A 15,736-nucleotide genomic window follows, 5' to 3' on the forward strand; every position below is an offset into this window, starting at 1 on the left:
TGGCCCCGCCGGCCGCGCCGGCCGGTGCCCGGGTGTCCCCGGCGTCGTCCGCGACATAGGCTCGAAGGGTGCTCGACCGCATCGACCCCGGCCACCCGGCCTGGCCGGCTGTCGGCGAGGCGACGACGGTGCTGTCGGGCCGGCCGGTGGCCGTGCTGACCGGAGCCGGCATCTCCACCGACTCCGGCATCCCCGACTACCGCGGCCCCGACTCCCCACCACGCACGCCCATGACGTACCAGCAGTTCGTCGGCGACCTCGACCGCCGCCGCCACTACTGGGCCCGCAATCACGTCGGCTGGCGACACGTCCACAGCACCAGGCCCAACCCCGGTCACCTGGCCGTCAGCCGCATGGAGGCCGGCGGCGCCGCGGTCGGCGTCATCACCCAGAACGTCGACACCCTGCACGACGCCGCCGGCAGCCGGAACGTCATCGACCTGCACGGACGCTACGACCGCGTCATCTGCCTGGGCTGCCGCCGGGTCGTCCCGCGCGACCACGTCGCCGACCGGCTGACCGCCCTGAACCCGGATTTCGCCGACGAGGTCGCCGACGCCGAGATCGCACCCGACGCCGACGCCGTCATCGAGGCGACGGCGCACTTCCGGATCGCCGACTGTGAGGCCTGCGGCGGCATGCTCAAGCCGGACATCGTCTACTTCGGCGAGAACGTGCCGAAGCCCCGGGTCGAGGCGGCGTACGCGCTGGTCGACTCCGCGGCGGCGCTGCTGGTCGCGGGGTCGTCGCTCACCGTCATGTCGGGCCTGCGGTTCGCCCGGCACGCGCACAAGACCGGCCGGCCGGTGGTCATAGTCAACCGCGGCACCACCCGGGGCGACGACCTCGCGTCGGTCAAGGTCGACGCCGGCTGCTCTGCCGTCCTGACCGTGCTCGCCTCCGTCCTGACGGGTTCGGCCGTCGCGCGCTGAGGCCGTCGCGCGCTGACGGCCTCAGCGCCGGGCCGTCACGAGGGACGCGGCGTCGGCCCACGACCCGGGCCCAGGTCGTCAGCCGCGTGACGAGCGGCCTCCGCTCCGCGGCAGCGCCCGTTCAGTCCGTGACGTCGGCGACCGTCGCGTCGAGCGTCTTGACCAACTCGTCGCCGTCGACCGTGGCCGACACCCCGAACGCACCCGCGCCGATGGACACCGTCCGCCCGAGCACCCGCTCGTCCGCGATGACCGGCCACGCGCGCGTCGACCCGAACGGCGTGATCGTCCCGCGCTCGTACCCCGTGACGTCGCGGGCCGTCGCGGCGTCGGGCATCGACAGCCGGTTGACGCCGAGCAACGTGCGCAGCTTGGGCCACGCGATCGTGCGGTCGCCGGGCACCAGCACGAACACGTAGTCGTCGTCGGCCCGCCGGACCACGATCGTCTTGATGACGGCAGCCGGATCGACCCCGCGCGCGGCGGCGGCCTCCTCGAGGCTGTTCACGGGCGGGTGACGGACGATCTGATGGGCCAGCCCCGACCCTCGCAGGGCCTCGACGCCGCGTTCTACGGTCATGCCCAGAAGCGTATGCCGGTGCTCACCTCCCCGCCGGTGACCGGGGGCGCCCGGGCCCACGCTGTCCCGGCCGCTGGATCGGCGCACGACCGGGGACTTCGGACGCACCCAGCTGACCGCCCGTGCCCCGATGACTGCCCGCCTCGGCCTGTGCGCCTCGGCCGGACCGGAGCCGATCGATCAGCTCCTCCGTCTCCGCCTCGAGGCCGCCACCGATCTCGGCAGCGACGGCCCGGAGCTTCTCGATGCTGTCCAGCAGGCCGTCGCGATCGCCCAGCTCCGCCTCGGCCTTGAGCCGGTCGCGCCACAGCAGCTCGACACCGGGTTCGATGGACAGGCCGAGCAGCGCCGCGCGCAGCGCCTCCCACGGATCGTGGTCGACGAGCGATCGCAACGCCAGCTCATGACATGCGTCGACGATGCTCGCGATCATCTCCTGCGCCAGGTGATCGGCCCAGGTGTACCGGCGCCGACCCCGTCCGGAGAACGGCCGCCCGCGCACCAGCTCGATCGCCGCCCGCAGCTCCGTGACGGACGCCCGCGCAGGTCCGTCCGCCAGCAGGTCACGCCAGTCGTCCCAGTCACTGCGGACGCCGGGACGCAGCGTGTAGCCACTGTCGCTGCGGGGCAGCAGCGACGACCCCGCCGCGTCGGTGCCGAGCCAGCGACGCAGCTTCGAGATCGCCGTCCCCCGCGTCGTCTTCGTCACCGCCGAGCCCGGCCAGATCGCCTCGTCGATCGCCGTCGAGTCGCATCCCGGATTCAGCGCGATGAACATCGCCAGCTCGGTGAGCTGGCCGAGCTTGGACTGCTCACCCAGCTCAGCCGCGTTGCCCACCTCGACGGCGCCGAGCATCATCAGTCGCGGCAGCTCGTGCCCCGGCTCAGGAACCTCCGCGGCGGCCGGACCGGACGAGCCGACACGATCCGGCTCAGTTGTGGACCTCGTGGGCCCCGCCACCAGGCGTTGCGCCGTCCCGGTGGTCGCGGGTTCTCCACGCATCGCAGCACGATGCACCGGAACCTCGCCTCGTGCTCTGGGCAGGCCATTCGCGCGCGCGGCACTCCCCGCCGAAGCCACCGCCGCGACGTCAGCGGCTTCCGGTCCGGCGACGGCGCCGAGCAGCCGCAGGAACCTGATCCGTGTCTCCTCGTCCAGGAGCTGCGGGCGAACCGGAATACCGAGCGGATCGAGGATCGCGACCGGCCGCTCCGCCGAGCCGTCCAGCCGCAGGACCCAGGTCGCTCCGCCGGCATGCGGCTCCCAGCCACGCAGCCGGTGACCGCGTGACGGCAGCCCGTTCGGCTCGCCGCTGCCGACGACCGCGGCGACGGCCACGCGCGGCGCCGTGACGGTCAGCGCTTCGAGCCGATCCCACTGGCCGGTGGGCAGCGGCTCCGCGATCACCACGATCTCCGGCGTCCAAGCGGCGTCGGCGACCTGGGTGACGCGGGCCGCGCCGAGCCCGCTGACGCCGGCCGTGGCCAGCAGCAACCGGTCGTCAGCGACCCGCACCGTGAGTTCGTCCAGCAGCTGCTCGACGTCGGTCACGTGCCGGACCCGGCCGGTGTCGAGCAGGTCGAAGTCGGCGAGTGCCGGCGCCCCGACCAGCGTGACCCGCAGGTCGTCGGCCCATGCGCTGGTGGCCAGCTCCGCGGCGACCGCGGTCAACGCCGACCGCACCAGTTCCGGCGGACCGTCGACCACCAGGGTCCCGACCTGCTCGAGATCGAGCAGCACCAACGCGTCGTCGTGGTCGTGCCCGAGCGTGACGAGGCTCGGGTACGGCGCCGGCACCTCCGCGTCGTCGTGCATGGCCTGGTCGAGCGGCACCGTCCACACGCCGCCGTGCGCGGTGCCGGCGAACGGCGGCGGCAGCTCCGCCGGCGCAGCGAGGTACAGCTCCAGCGTGCGCCGGGTCAGCCGGACGGCGCGCAACGGCGGCAGTCCGCGCCCGGCCCGCGCCAGCCAGGTGGCCAGCCCGCGCAACACTCGGTCGACCACCTCGACGGCGACGGGATCGGCGGCCTGCCGCAGCTCGGTCTCGGTGCGCTGATCCGTCTCGCTGCCCGCACCCAGCCGTTCTCCCGGACGGCGACGACGCTGCTCACGGGCGCGTCTGGTGGCCAGCACGCCGACCAGGGCCGCCGCCAGCACCGCACCGACGCCGCTCACCGTTCGCACGAGCTCGCCAGGCTCCTCGGGCTCGCCTGATTTGCCGCGCTCCGCGAGCTGGTCGGGCTGGGCGGGCTCGCCGGGCACCTCGGGCTGGCCTGGCTCAGCGGGCTGAGCAGGCTCGGCGGCGTCAGGCTCGAGCGCATCGGCAAGCACGGGATACGCGTCACCCCGTTCCGCACCCCCGCGGATCGCATCGCCCCTGCTCGCGTGGCCAAGATGCGCGCTGCCGGGTTCAGGAGCACCGAGGCCCACGCCGTCGAGATCCGCACGACCGAGACCCACCTCGCCGACACCCGCACGACCGACGTCCGCGCGACCGACGTCCGCCACGTCCACGTCCCCGCTCCTGACTTCGTCACCGGGACCCAGCTCCTCCGAGCCCGAGCGCACGCAACCAGTACCCGCACCGGACGGCGCCGAGGTCTCGGTGCCCGAGTTCGTCGCCGTGTCATCCGTGCCCGGCTCCGGGCCGACGCCGCCAGCCGGCGGGCCGCCGGTGTCCGGCAGGTCGCCGGCCGCGGCGCCGGATTCCGGAAGGGTGAGCGTCCAGCCCGGCACGATGAGATCGGGATCGGTGAGCCGACGGCCGTCCGGCTGCACCGTCGCCGACGATGCCTCCACGATCTCCGGATACCGGAGTGGGTTGTCGAGTCGCGCTCCGGCGATCTCCCACAACGTGTCGCCGTCGACGACCACATGGGTACCGCCGCGCTGCTGCGCATCGAGCAGGTCGGTCGTGACGGGCGGCGCCGGTTCCCAGGGTTCCGGCGACGTCGATCCGGCCGACGCGGCCTGGCCGCCCGCACCGACCGCCGCCACGGCCGCGACCAGTCCGGCGACGAGTCGTTGCTGTGCGCCGAGTCCGGGCAACCGGGGCGCCGGCCGGCCACGCAGCGTCGCCAGCACTTCGACAAGGAGGCTCAGGACGAACGTCCCCCAGCCCAACCAGCCGGTGACGATGAGCAGCGCCAGGAAGAGCGTGCCGTCGTCCGGGCGGACGGCAGCGGCGTGGACCTCGGCCCACGACGGCCACTCGCCAGGCAACGGCGAGCCGCCGGCGGCCCACAGCACCGCCGGTCCACCAGCGACCACGGCCGCGAGTCCGAGCAGCGCCATCAGGCCACGCATCACGGCACGCGGTGTCGACGAAGCGATCACGTGCAACTCCCTCCAGCACACCCGTCTGCTGACTATGGGTGCGCTCGGGCCGGCGAATGTGACAGCCGGAGACGGACAAAGCCTTCCAGGATGCACCAGATGTCACGGTCCCGCACGCGGAATGCACCAGCCGCCGGAAGAACGGGCAACCGCACGAACCGCCTCGACGACGGTTAGGGCTAACTTCCGGGCTAACCGGTCGGGCTGGACTGCTGCGGGTCATCACCCTCCGATCCGCGTTGGGAGCCCGCTGGTGAACACACTCACCGTCCCCGCCCGCACCACCGTCCTCGTCACCGATCAGCTCAACGCCGAATGGCGTCGGCTCGGCGCCCGGCCCGTCCCGAAACGCTGGCCTCTGCAAGGCCTCGACGGCTGCGCGGTACTGGCCGACGCGGCCGATGTCATCGGGCGGACGCGCCGACATCAGCCGGCCGTCGCCGACGGCTTGCTCATCGGCCTGCTCGATCAACGCACCGAGCGCGACGACCATCTCGCCGGCCGCCTCGTCCTGCAGGTCATGCTCGGCCGGGCGGTCAACCTCGCCCGCCGCGCCCACCGCTTCGGGGCCGCGGGCGTCCGCGGCGACCTGCCGCAGCTCACGGCCGCCTCCGTCGCCGCCCTCTGGCATGCCATCGCCACCTATCCGGTCGACAGACGGCGGCACAAGGTGGCGGTCAACCTCTGCATGGACGCCCTCCGCCATTTCAACGTCGCCCTCCAGGACGACGCACCCGACCTCGTCGACACCACGGTTCTCGACGCCGCCGAGCCGGTGTTCCACCGTGCGCCGGCTCCGGTCGTCGAGGTCTTCGCCACGCTGACCTGGGGCATCAGCAAGGGGGTCATCACGGCCGACGACGCCGAGTTGCTCGTCCGCGTCTACTGCCCGCTGCCCGGCCAACTCGGCGGCGCCCACCTCGTCGCACGCGAGCTCGGCCTCACGCCGGCCACGGTGCGCCAACGCTGCAGCAGGGCCGTCCAACGGCTGTCCGGCGCCGTCCAGGCACGCCGGCCAGCACTCACCACGGCGGCCTGACCACCGCCAGCAGCACACAAGAAAGGCGATCCAGGGTGACGACACCGATCCACTCACTGGCGTTCGCCGGCTCGCCACCGAGCCGGTCAACGGGTGAGCAGCCCCGACAACCCTCGAGGGGACGACCATGGCGCAGACCGTTGGACTAGAGACCACCGACGAGCCGTTCGAACAGCCGCTCGATCCAGCGTTCAGCACGCCCGGCGTACCAGTGCGGCGGTACCGGCGGCGTCCGGCGCTCATCGGGCTGGGCGTCGGTCTGCTGGCTACGTGCGGCGCGGGCGCGGCCTACCTGGCGCAGTCGTCGGGCAACACCGTTCCGGTCCTGGCGGTCACCGATACCGTCCACCGGGGCGAGGTCCTCGACGCCGCGCGGCTGACCACGGCGCGAGCGGCGCCCGATCCTGCGGTGCACCCGGTCGCCGCGAGCGAGCTCTCCGCCGTCGTCGGGCAGCGGGCGGCCACCGACCTTCCCGCCGGCACGCTCCTCACCGAGGCCGCCCTCACGTCGGCTGACGTGCCGGCTTCGGGGCAGAGCGTCGTCGGCGTCGCGGTCACCGAGGCACAACTGCCGCGGGCCGAGCTCGTCCCCGGCGACCACGTGCGCGTCTTCGGCACCCCGAACGCGGGCGATCCACCGCCGTCGGAACCGTCCCGTTCGGTCGCGGCCACCGTGGTCAGTGTCTCGGGCGTACTCGACTCCGGCCAGGTGGTGGTCGACGTCGTGGTCGCCCGCGACGTCGCCGGCACCCTGGTCGCGAAGGTCGCCACCGGGCGGGTCGCCATCGTCCTCGACGCCGAGGCTCAGGGCGGTGACGACCGATGACCATGCTCGCGCTCACCTCGGTCCGAGGCGCTCCCGGCGTCACCACGACAGCCTTGGTCGCCGCGTTGACCTGGCCCCGTCCGGTCCTGCTGGTCGAGGCCGACGTCGCCGGTAGCAGCAGCATCAAGGCCGGACACCTGCGCGGCGAGGTCGGCCACGAGCTCGGCCTCATCAACCTCGCGCTCGCCCACCGCAACGGCGCGCTGAGCCTCAGCACGTTGCGCGGGCAGACCATCGCCCTCAGCGACGACGGCGCACGACTCGCCCTTCCCGGTCTGGCCACGAAGGCACAGGCGACGAGCCTCACCGACGACTTCTGGGCCACGCTCGCCGGCCTGCTCCGCGGTGTCACGCGGCACGGCGTCGACGTCATCGTCGACGGCGGCCGGTTCGGCATGCGGCACGGCCCGGACGCGCTGCTGCGCGCGGCCGATCTGCTGGCGGTGGTGTGCCGCACCGCCTTGGACGATCTCGTCGCGGTCCGCGCCAACGCCGACCATCTCCCCGACGGCGCCGGCGAGGCCGCACTCGACCGGCGCGGCCTGCTGCTCGTCGGCGCGGGGCGGCCGCACCGCGCCGACGAGGCGGCCGAGGCCACGACGCTGCCGGTCTGGTCCGCCGTCGACTGGGATCCCGTCGCCGCGGAACGCGTCAACGGCCGCGAGCGCCTGCGCACCGGCCTGTCGCGGCTGACGTCGTCCCGGCTGGTCCGCTCGGGCCGCGGCGCGGTCGCGGCCCTGCTGGCCGCCGACGACCGACGGCGGCGCGTCCTCGACGTCACGCTCGAGACCACTGTGCTCACGGGAAAGGGGGTCCGATGAGCGACCCACGGATCACCGGCCTGCCCATCTTCACGCCGCCGCCCATCGCCGCGGCAGAAGCCGTGGGCCCGCCTCGGCGCAGCGTCCGCGAGATCCTCACCGCGCTACCACTGGCCACACCGCCCAGCGAACCGGGCCTCGACTGGACGCTGGTCCGTGCCTTCCGCCAGCAGGCCGCCGCCCGGTTGTCCGACCAGGTCGACGAGACGACGGCCGAGGCCGATCGCCGCACGGCCGGTCGCGAGATCATCGCGCAGCTGCTCGACGAACACGTCCGCCAAACGGTCACGACCGGCGGCGCCACCGTCGGCGTCGACCAGCAGGCCGCACTCGCACAGGCGATCTTCGACGCGCTCTTCGGGCTCGGCCGGCTACAACCACTGATCGACGACCCCGCCGTCGAGAACATCGAGGTCTACGGCGCCGAACCGGTGGTCGTCATCGACGGCGACGGACGCATCACCCGGCGGCCACCGGTCGTCGAGTCCGAGGACGAGCTGGTCGACATGCTCACGTTCCTCGCCTCGCGCGGCGGCAGCAGCGAGCGCACGTTCTCCACCGCGAGCCCGAGCCTGCATCTGCACCTGCACGGCGGTCATCGGCTGGCCGCCTCGGGCTGGACGACCCACCAGCCGGTCGTGGTCATCCGCCGGCACCGGCTGGTCGACATCGACCTCGACGACCTCGTGGAACGCGACACGCTGACGACGCAGGCGGCGGCGTTCCTGCGGACGGCGGTCCGCACGCGCCGCAGCATCGTGGTGTCCGGGTCGATGGGCGCCGGCAAGACGACGCTGACGCGAGCGCTGGCCAACGAGATCGACCCCGAGGAGAAGCTCGGCACCATCGAGACCGAGTACGAGCTCGGCCTGCACCACCTGCACGAACGACACCGGCGCATCGTCGCCTGGGAGGCCCGTCCGGGCAGCGGTGAGCGCGGCCCCGACGGCCGTGCCGTCGGCGAGATCACCCTCGACGACCTCGTCTACGACGCACTCCGCATGAACCTCGACCGCCTCATCGTCGGCGAGGTGCGCGGCCGCGAAGTGCTGCCGATGTTCAAGGCCATGCAGTCCGGCGCCGGCTCGCTGTCGACCATCCACGCCCACTCCGCCCGCGCGTCGATCGAGCGCCTGGTCACCTGCGCCATGGAAGCCGGCCACCGCGTCTCCGCCGAGTTCGCCTACCGCCAGATCGCCCAGCATGTCGACCTCGTCGTCCACGTCGAGTGCCGCACGAGCACCCAGGACGCCCGGCGCCGCCGGCTGGTCACCGAGATCATCGCGCTGGAACCGGGCGAACGCGGACTTCCGGCCATCACGGACGTGTTCCGTCTCGGCACCGACGGGCGGTTGCGGTCCGGCTCCACGCCGTCCTGGCTGACCAGTCCTCCGCCGGGCGCATCCGGGTGGAGCGTCCACCCGCCTTCCGAGCCGTCGCCGCATCAGAACGCGCCGTCCGGCGGCACCCGAGGCACCGGAAGCGTCCAGCGTCCGCCGCCTCGTATGGCTCTGCCCAGGAACACCGGGCGTTCCGGAGACCGGTCATGAGGCCGGCCGTCGCCGCCATCACCGCGGTCGCCGGGTTGGGCGGAGCCACCGCCGCCGGGTTCGGCCTGGTCCGGGCGCCCGACGATCCCGCGGCGCCACGGCGGGCCTCCATCGCCCGCTGGACGACGCGCGTGCGCGGCGCCACCCCGGCCGCGCGCCGGTCCCGTCGACGCATCGCCGCAGCCTGCACCGTCGGGCTCGGGGTCTGGCTGATCACCGGCTGGCTGCTCGCGGTCGTACTCATCCCGGCGGCCGTGTGGGGGCTGCCCGTGCTGCTGCAGACCTCGTCGGCGAAGGCCGACATCGCCCGGCTCGAGGCCATGAGCGACTGGGCGCAGAACCTGGCCACCGTGCTCGGCGTCGGAGTCGGCATCGAGCAGGCCGTCGCCGGCAGCCTGGTCACCGCGCCCGAACCGATCCGGCCCGAGGTCGCCCGCCTGGTCGCAAGGCTTCAGGCGCGGTGGGACACCGAGACGGCGCTACGGGCGTTCGCCGACGACCTCGACGACGCGACGGGCGACCTGCTCGCCGCCGCGTTGATCCTCGGTGCCCGCCGCCGTGGCGACCAGCTCAGCAGCGTGCTCGACGGCCTGGCCGCGGCGGTCCGCGACGACGTCCGGGTGCGGCGCACCGTCGACGCCGAGCAAGCGCGCGGCCGCACGACGGCCCGGCTGGTCACCGCCATCAGTGCCGGCGGACTCGGGCTCATGCTGCTGACGCCGTATGCCGATCCGTACCGTGCCGGGTCCGGCCAGCTGCTGCTCATCGGCCTGCTGACCGGCTACGTCGGCTGTCTGGTGTGGATGCGCCGCATCAGCGCCACCCCACGGCAGCCGCGCGTCCTCGTCGCGGACGGCGTGCCATGACGACGACGCAACTGGCGGTCCTCCTGGGGCTCGGATCCGGCGCCGGTCTGCTGGTGATCCTCCGTGAGCTGGTCGGGCGGGTCGGCCGGCTGCCGCATCCGGTGCACGCGGCGCAGCGGCTCACCGGGACGGCCGATCCGGCAGCCGGCCTCGCCGAGGCGACCGATCCAGGCGGCGGGGTGGCGGCACGGGTGGGACGAGCCGTCCTGCGGCGTGGCGCCCGATCGTCGCTGCTGCACGTGCCCTACCGCGACCTCGCCCTGTTGCGCCGCAGCGTGGCGCAGTTCCTCGGCGAGCGAGCGATCTGCGCGGCCATCGGTCTCGTACTGCCGACGGCGGCTTCCGCGGCGCTCACGATCGGCGGCCTGCGGCTTCCGTTCGTGGTCCCGGCGATCACCGGACCAGTGGCGGCGATGCTGCTGTCGTTCCTGCCGCTCTACACGGTGGCCGACCTCGCCCGGGCCAAGCGCGCGGAGTTCCGCCGGGCCATGGCCACCTACATCGACCTCGTCGCCCTCGAACGTGCGGCCGGCTCCGGAGCCACCCAGTCGCTGGAGTCGGCGGCCCGCATCGGTCAGTCCTGGGCGTTCCAGCGGGTGCGCGACGAACTGGCGCACGCGCGCTGGGCGGGTGTCCCGGCCTGGGAGGCTCTGCGCGCGGTCGGTCGCGAGCTCCGGCTGCCCGAGCTCGCCGACACCGGCGACGTCATGCGCATGTCCGCGCGCGAGGGCGCCACCGTCTACGACGTGCTCCGCGCCCGGGCGTCGGCCATGCGCAGCGAGTTGCTCACGGGCGACCAAGCACGGGCCGGGTCGCGAACCGAACGGGCGACGGCGCCGCTGGCGGCCACGGCGGTGGTGTTCATGCTCATCCTCGCCGCTCCCGTCGCGATGCGGATCGGGTGATCGACATGACTCGCCGACACCCAGAACGCGGCTCGGCCACCCTCGAGACAGTCCTGCTCTGGCCCGCGGTGTTCCTGCTGATCTTCGGCATCGTGCACGCCGGTCTCTGGTTCCACGCCCGCAACGTCGCCTTGTCCGCGGCCCGCGAGGGCGTCCGCGCGGCCAGCCTGGTCGACGGCGCCGGCGGCGCGGCACGGGCGGCCGATTTCCTCGCCGCGACGACCGACGGCACGGTCATGCGGGTCGGCGACATCCATGAGACCTCCGACGCCGACACCGTCACCGTCACCGTGACCGGCTCGTCGACCACGCTCATCCCCGGCTGGCGCGTCGACGTCAGCCAGTCGGCGACGGCACCGATCCGACGATGGACCGCCCCATGAGCCGCCCGGACACCGGGGTCCCGCCCGTGCCGGACGAGGGCGCCTCCCACCCCGCAGCCGGCCCCCGACTCGGTCGCGCTGGCGCGACGACGAGCGCGACCTGGGGCTCGCCGAGCAACGAACGGGCCGCCGACCTCGCGGCGTCCGCCGCGGAGACCGACCGCGTCACCACCCATCGACCAGGCCACGGCTCCGACCCGGCGCTCGCCAGGGTGTCGCCGGCCAGTGCGACGTGCAGCCGCCGGGTGGCCAGCCAGACAGTGTCCCCTTCGCAAGGCCGCGGGCGGGCCCGCCCACCAGAGGGCGCCACCGCTGGCCGGTCCGGCCAACGCCGCTTCAGCCGAGCCGGCCGCAGCACCGCGCCGCGCCCCGACCGCGGCTCGGCAACGCTCGAGCTCGCCGTCCTGGCACCCGGCCTCTTGCTCCTCATCGCGCTCATCGCGCTGGCCGGCCGCTACGCCGTCGCCGACGGCGCGGTCGACCACGCCGCCACCGAAGCAGCCCGGGCCGCCTCGTTGCAGCGGACCCCGTCGGCCGGCCGCGATGCGGCGGCGGCCGTCGCGCGCGCCGCGCTGAACGATCAGGGGCTCTCGTGCCTGCGCACCGAGATCGACGTCGACGTGTCCGGCCTCCGCGCACCACCCGGGCAACGCGGCCGCGTCACCGTCACGGTTCGTTGCCCGCTGCGGGTCGCCGACCTGCCTCTGCACGTCCCCGCCATCACGCTCACGGCGACTGCCGTCAGCCCTGTCGACACCTATCGGGAGAGGTGAGCAGATGCGCCGCCCACACGACCAGACCGGCAGTTTCACCCTGACCTTCGCCGTCCTGACCATCGCGCTGCTGGCGATGGCCGGCCTCGTCTACGACGGACAGCGCCAGCTGACCGCTCAGCGGCGAGCCGACGCCGTCGCCGCGGAGGCAGCACGAGCGGCGGGTCAGGAGATCGACGGTGCGACGCTGATCGGCTCACCGGGCCTCGATAGGGCCCGGGCCATCGCCGCGGCCCGCGACCATCTCACGGCAGCGGGCATCGCGGGCACCGTCAGCGTCGACGGCACCACGATCGTGGTGCGCACCAACGCGACCGAGCAGGCGGCGATCCTGCCGCTCGTCGGCATCACCACGCTGGAGGCCACCGGCGAGGCCAGCGTCGAGTTCGTCACGGGGCTGCCGGGTCAGCCCGGCGGGATCTCCGTGCCGAACTCGTCGTAGGCGGCGGCCACCTTCTTCGGCACACACATACGCCAGGCGTCGGTGAGCAGCTCACGCATCTCGTCCTCGTCGATGGCGGCCAGCCGCACGCGCACCCACTGGTACCGCTCGTCCGACGGCAACGGAGGGAGGAACTTCGACGGATCCGACGCCACCAGGGCATCCCGCTCGTCCTTCGGGTAGCCGAAGCCCATGATCGTTTCGTCGGGCGAGACCGCCGCGTACACGATGCTCCTGATGCGGAATTTCACACTGTCGCGGACCAGCCCCTCGGTGGTCCGGGGCAGCGACAGCGCGTGCCGCCGCACGTCGTCGATCGTCACCATGCGACGGAATTGTGCCGCGCGGGACCGACAGCGTCGACGACGTCAACCGGCGGCGGCGCGCAGGCGCAGCGTCGCCGTGTACCAGGCGACGGTCTCGGCAAGGGCGTCGGCGAGCGGCGTCGGCCGCACGCCGAAGGCCTGCTCGAACGCCGACGAGTCCACGACCTGCGGCTCGAGGTACTGGTAGAAGAGCTCGGCGTACTCAGCCATGAACACGTCATCGAACGGTCCCCACGGCTGCGGCTCGCTCAGCACGTCGACGGAGAGCGGCCGGCCGGTGACCTCCGTGATCAGCTCGTGCACCTGCCGCGTCGACATCGCCGGAGCGGTCGGCAGGTGCCACACCCGCCCGGCTGCGTCCGGACGCTCGCCGAGCAGCGCGAGCCCGGCCGCGACGTCGCGGATGTAGCTGTAGCTGTGCGGCAGGTCGATGTCGCCCAGGGCGAGCGCGGTCTCACCCGTCAAGGCCGCCGGGAACACCGTCGCGCCGAGGCTGGAGTTGAACACCCGCGGACCGAAGAAGTCGGCGGCCCGACCGAGGGTCACCTGGACCTGGCCGCGCGCGTGCGCGTCGAGGTAGCGGCGGTCGAGGTCGGCGCGCATCCGGCCCTTCGCCGCAACCGCGCGCCACGGCGTCTCCTCCGTCATCACGGCGCCGCCGGTGGGCCCGTAGGGGTACAGCGTGTCGGTGACCACGAGCCGCGCGCCGGCCGTCTCGGCCGCGGCGAGCACTGCCTCCTGGATGCGTGGCATGACCTCGACCTGCTGCTCGTACGGCACATTGACGCAGTGGTAGACGACGGCGGCTCCGGCGACGGCCTCCGCGGCGGCCCCGGGATCGCGGATGTCGGCGGCGTACGCCTCAACCCCCTCGAGCTGCGCGACACCGCGCCGGTCGACGGTGCGGACGACGTGTCCGCGACGCAGCAGTTCCTCCGCAAGCGTCGCTCCAGCCGGGCCGGTGCCCAGCACGACGTGCAACTCCGTCATGACTCCTCCAAAGTTAGGCCTCGTAACTGTTAGTTAGGGACTCTAACTCAAGTTAGGATGTCTATCAACAGCGAGGAGGAACCGTGGCCGAGGCCGTCGAGCGCCGCAAGCGATACCGCGAGCAGGTCCGCGACGAGATCAAGCAGGTCGCCCTCGGGCAGATCGCCCGCGACGGCGCTGCCGCGTTGACGCTCACCGGCGTCGCCAAGGAGATCGGCGTCTCCGGCCCGGCGCTCTACAAGTACTTCGCCGGCCGCGACGATCTGCTGACTGAGCTGATCGTCGACAGCTACGCCTCACTGGCCGACGCTCTCGACGCCGCCGGGTCGGCGTCGGCCGAGGCGCCGGCGCGGGAGCGGCTGCACGCCGTCGCGCGCGCCTACCGCGCCTGGGCCGTCGCCCAGCCACACCGGTACCTGTTGCTGGCCGGGACGCCCGTACCGCGCTACGACGCCCCCGCCGAAACCGTCGATCGAGCCCGGGCCGTGCTGGCGCCGCTGCTGGAGATCCTGGCTGCTGGCAGGTCGTGGCCACGGGCGGAGCCGCTGCGCGCCGAACTGGCGGAGTGGATCGCCGAGGTGCCGGCGGTGGCCGACTGGGTCCGTGACGCGCTCGGCCCGGCCGCGACGACGGCGCCCGACGTCGCGCTCGCAGGCGTGGTGACGGCGTGGGTGCGGCTGCACGGCGTCGTCAGCATCGAGGCCGTCGGCCTGTTCAACGGCATGGGCCTCCGGCCGGCGACCGTCCTCGCCCTCGAGATGGACGCCCTCGCCGACGCGGTCGGTCTGGACTGACGCCGCGCACCCGGCCAGATCAATCGCAGCTATTTCGCCGGCACTGTCACATTCGGCTTCGCGAAAGCACCCATAGAAGGTGAGACGCGTCGACGAAAGAGGTGACGGACATGGCCGGGACCGACACCCCTGACGTCGGCGGGTCTCGCCCCGGTGCGCCGGTGCGGCCGCCGCGGAGGCTCTTGCCGCCCGACCCGGCGACCGCACCGGACGACGACGGCTGGCCCACGCTGGGCCCGTTCCGCGATCCGGCCCTGCGGCACCGGCGGCTCGAACGCGTGCTCTGGGGGCTGGTGGCTGCGGTCGCGGTGGCGGGGGTGGCCATCATCGCCGCGATCCTCACCTCCGGCTCGCCGCCCGAGGCGATCCTCCCGCCTGACGCCGCGGCCACCGACGTGTCACTCGCTCAGCCGACCGACCCGCCCCCGGAAGACGTCGCCGCTGCGCCCGACGACCGGGACGGCCCCTCCGACGACCGGCACGGGCACGCGCAGTCCCCGACCTACGACCGACCCGGCGGCGACGCCGTCGGAGGCCGCATGGCCGACGGCTCCAGCCGGACGAGTGGCTCGCTCGGCGACGATGCTGCGACCGACGCGATCGATGCACCCGACGCCGCGCACGGCGTGCCCGGCTCCGGTGGCCTCGCAGGCAGCGCGCCCCACGGTGAGCCCAGCGTCGGTGGCGCCGACGGCAGCGGACCGGATGGACTGTCCGGACCCGGCGGCGACGGTAGCGGAGCGGACGATGCGCCCGGTAGCGGAGGCGTCGATGGCGGCGGTGCCGCTGGCGACGGCGCACCACCGTCGTCCGCCGAGCTCGATGGCGCACCGGCGGGTTGGTCCGAGGTGGCGCGTGGATTCGGCCTCGCGTTCACCCGCACCGGCGTCGGCCGCGACGCCTGGTTCGCGACGATGTCGTCGTGGCTCACGCCTGAGCAGGCCGCCCGGTATCGCGACGTGCCGATCGAGGCGATCCCCACAGGCGAGCTCACGCAGATCGACGTGGCCGATCCCGGTTCAGCGGCACACGCCCAAGGCACGTTGACCTACGACACCGGCATGGTGCTTGACGTCGGCCTCAGCTATCGCCCAGTGGCCGGTAGTTGGCTCGTCGCCCGGGTCGAACTCGCGAACGGCACCGGACCCGGGTGATCCCCAGTCGATGGCGCA

16 protein-coding genes are annotated in these 15,736 nt (G+C 73.5%); 12 read left to right on the plus strand and 4 right to left on the minus strand.

Features of this window, described 5'->3' with window-relative positions:
* Window positions 1-68 precede the first annotated feature (68 nt).
* Window positions 69-932: an NAD-dependent protein deacetylase gene (locus DZA62_RS12680; protein ID WP_232827411.1), complete on the plus strand. Its 864-nt coding sequence runs from the start codon at window positions 69-71 to the stop codon at window positions 930-932.
* A 121-nt stretch (window positions 933-1,053) separates the two neighbouring features.
* Here the strand turns inward: DZA62_RS12680 and DZA62_RS12685 are convergent, their stop codons facing one another.
* Together DZA62_RS12685 and DZA62_RS12690 are read right to left on the minus strand one after the other, a co-directional pair.
* The gene (locus DZA62_RS12685; protein ID WP_116949493.1) at window positions 1,054-1,512 is read right to left on the minus strand and encodes an aminoacyl-tRNA deacylase; all 459 of its coding nucleotides are present in this window, start codon (window positions 1,510-1,512) and stop codon (window positions 1,054-1,056) included.
* Between the two features lie 22 nt (window positions 1,513-1,534).
* The gene (locus tag DZA62_RS12690; RefSeq protein ID WP_157987634.1) at window positions 1,535-4,945 is read right to left on the minus strand and encodes a LysM peptidoglycan-binding domain-containing protein; all 3,411 of its coding nucleotides are present in this window, start codon (window positions 4,943-4,945) and stop codon (window positions 1,535-1,537) included.
* Between the two features lie 157 nt (window positions 4,946-5,102).
* Between DZA62_RS12690 and DZA62_RS12695 the strand changes: the two genes are divergently transcribed.
* The 9 genes from DZA62_RS12695 to DZA62_RS12735 all read left to right on the plus strand — a co-directional run bounded on the left by DZA62_RS12695 (window position 5,103) and on the right by DZA62_RS12735 (window position 12,454).
* Complete coding sequence (locus DZA62_RS12695) at window positions 5,103-5,888, plus strand: hypothetical protein (protein ID WP_116949268.1); 786 nt, start codon at window positions 5,103-5,105, stop codon at window positions 5,886-5,888.
* Window positions 5,889-6,015: 127 nt separating this feature from the next.
* On the plus strand, window positions 6,016-6,714 hold the full coding sequence (locus DZA62_RS12700; RefSeq protein ID WP_116949269.1) for an SAF domain-containing protein: 699 nt from the start codon (window positions 6,016-6,018) through the stop codon (window positions 6,712-6,714).
* A complete protein-coding gene (locus DZA62_RS12705; RefSeq protein ID WP_116949270.1) occupies window positions 6,711-7,535 on the plus strand; it encodes a hypothetical protein in 825 nt (274 codons plus the stop codon). Before DZA62_RS12700 ends, DZA62_RS12705 begins: the two co-directional genes overlap by 4 nt.
* The gene (locus DZA62_RS12710; RefSeq protein WP_116949271.1) at window positions 7,532-9,085 is read left to right on the plus strand and encodes a CpaF family protein; all 1,554 of its coding nucleotides are present in this window, start codon (window positions 7,532-7,534) and stop codon (window positions 9,083-9,085) included. The genes DZA62_RS12705 and DZA62_RS12710 overlap by 4 nt, the downstream gene beginning before the upstream one ends.
* The gene (locus tag DZA62_RS12715; RefSeq protein ID WP_116949272.1) at window positions 9,082-9,951 is read left to right on the plus strand and encodes a type II secretion system F family protein; all 870 of its coding nucleotides are present in this window, start codon (window positions 9,082-9,084) and stop codon (window positions 9,949-9,951) included. Before DZA62_RS12710 ends, DZA62_RS12715 begins: the two co-directional genes overlap by 4 nt.
* The gene (locus DZA62_RS12720) at window positions 9,948-10,856 is read left to right on the plus strand and encodes a type II secretion system F family protein (RefSeq protein WP_116949273.1); all 909 of its coding nucleotides are present in this window, start codon (window positions 9,948-9,950) and stop codon (window positions 10,854-10,856) included. Before DZA62_RS12715 ends, DZA62_RS12720 begins: the two co-directional genes overlap by 4 nt.
* 5 nt (window positions 10,857-10,861) lie before the next feature.
* Window positions 10,862-11,239, plus strand: coding sequence for a TadE family protein (locus DZA62_RS12725; RefSeq protein ID WP_157987635.1), 378 nt, complete (start codon window positions 10,862-10,864; stop codon window positions 11,237-11,239).
* Entirely contained in the window at window positions 11,236-12,012 is a 777-nt protein-coding gene (locus DZA62_RS12730; RefSeq protein ID WP_116949494.1) for a TadE/TadG family type IV pilus assembly protein, read from the plus strand. Before DZA62_RS12725 ends, DZA62_RS12730 begins: the two co-directional genes overlap by 4 nt.
* Window positions 12,013-12,016: 4 nt before the next feature.
* On the plus strand, window positions 12,017-12,454 hold the full coding sequence (locus DZA62_RS12735) for a pilus assembly protein TadG-related protein (protein WP_116949275.1): 438 nt from the start codon (window positions 12,017-12,019) through the stop codon (window positions 12,452-12,454).
* On the opposite strand, the gene DZA62_RS12740 is transcribed toward DZA62_RS12735, so the two are convergent.
* Together DZA62_RS12740 and DZA62_RS12745 are read right to left on the minus strand one after the other, a co-directional pair.
* Window positions 12,418-12,780, minus strand: a complete 363-nt coding sequence (locus DZA62_RS12740; protein WP_116949276.1) for an MmcQ/YjbR family DNA-binding protein — start codon at window positions 12,778-12,780, stop codon at window positions 12,418-12,420. The two genes, DZA62_RS12735 and DZA62_RS12740, sit on opposite strands and share 37 nt — an antisense overlap.
* Before the next feature lie 42 nt (window positions 12,781-12,822).
* Window positions 12,823-13,770: an NAD-dependent epimerase/dehydratase family protein gene (locus tag DZA62_RS12745; RefSeq protein WP_116949277.1), complete on the minus strand. Its 948-nt coding sequence runs from the start codon at window positions 13,768-13,770 to the stop codon at window positions 12,823-12,825.
* A gap of 83 nt (window positions 13,771-13,853) precedes the next feature.
* On the opposite strand from DZA62_RS12745, the gene DZA62_RS12750 reads away from it, so the two are divergent.
* The gene (locus tag DZA62_RS12750) at window positions 13,854-14,564 is read left to right on the plus strand and encodes a TetR/AcrR family transcriptional regulator (RefSeq protein ID WP_116949278.1); all 711 of its coding nucleotides are present in this window, start codon (window positions 13,854-13,856) and stop codon (window positions 14,562-14,564) included.
* A gap of 317 nt (window positions 14,565-14,881) precedes the next feature.
* A complete protein-coding gene (locus DZA62_RS12755) occupies window positions 14,882-15,718 on the plus strand; it encodes a hypothetical protein (protein ID WP_157987636.1) in 837 nt (278 codons plus the stop codon).
* Window positions 15,719-15,736: the final 18 nt, after the last annotated feature.

Source organism: Jiangella endophytica (assembly GCF_003427025.1).
GTDB lineage: Bacteria > Actinomycetota > Actinomycetes > Jiangellales > Jiangellaceae > Jiangella > Jiangella endophytica.

Excerpts from the sequence above, each read along its gene's own strand:
- DZA62_RS12705 (WP_116949270.1), top strand. The coding sequence starts at position 6,711 with ATGACCATGCTCGCGCTCACCTCGGTCCGAGGCGCTCCCGGCGTCACC.
- DZA62_RS12720 (WP_116949273.1), top strand. The coding sequence starts at position 9,948 with ATGACGACGACGCAACTGGCGGTCCTCCTGGGGCTCGGATCCGGCGCC.
- DZA62_RS12700 (WP_116949269.1), top strand. The coding sequence starts at position 6,016 with ATGGCGCAGACCGTTGGACTAGAGACCACCGACGAGCCGTTCGAACAG.
- DZA62_RS12730 (WP_116949494.1), top strand. The coding sequence starts at position 11,236 with ATGAGCCGCCCGGACACCGGGGTCCCGCCCGTGCCGGACGAGGGCGCC.
- DZA62_RS12725 (WP_157987635.1), top strand. The coding sequence starts at position 10,862 with ATGACTCGCCGACACCCAGAACGCGGCTCGGCCACCCTCGAGACAGTC.
- DZA62_RS12710 (WP_116949271.1), top strand. The coding sequence starts at position 7,532 with ATGAGCGACCCACGGATCACCGGCCTGCCCATCTTCACGCCGCCGCCC.
- DZA62_RS12735 (WP_116949275.1), top strand. The coding sequence starts at position 12,017 with ATGCGCCGCCCACACGACCAGACCGGCAGTTTCACCCTGACCTTCGCC.
- DZA62_RS12685 (WP_116949493.1), bottom strand. The coding sequence starts at position 1,512 with ATGACCGTAGAACGCGGCGTCGAGGCCCTGCGAGGGTCGGGGCTGGCC.
- DZA62_RS12740 (WP_116949276.1), bottom strand. The coding sequence starts at position 12,780 with ATGGTGACGATCGACGACGTGCGGCGGCACGCGCTGTCGCTGCCCCGG.
- DZA62_RS12715 (WP_116949272.1), top strand. The coding sequence starts at position 9,082 with ATGAGGCCGGCCGTCGCCGCCATCACCGCGGTCGCCGGGTTGGGCGGA.
- DZA62_RS12745 (WP_116949277.1), bottom strand. The coding sequence starts at position 13,770 with ATGACGGAGTTGCACGTCGTGCTGGGCACCGGCCCGGCTGGAGCGACG.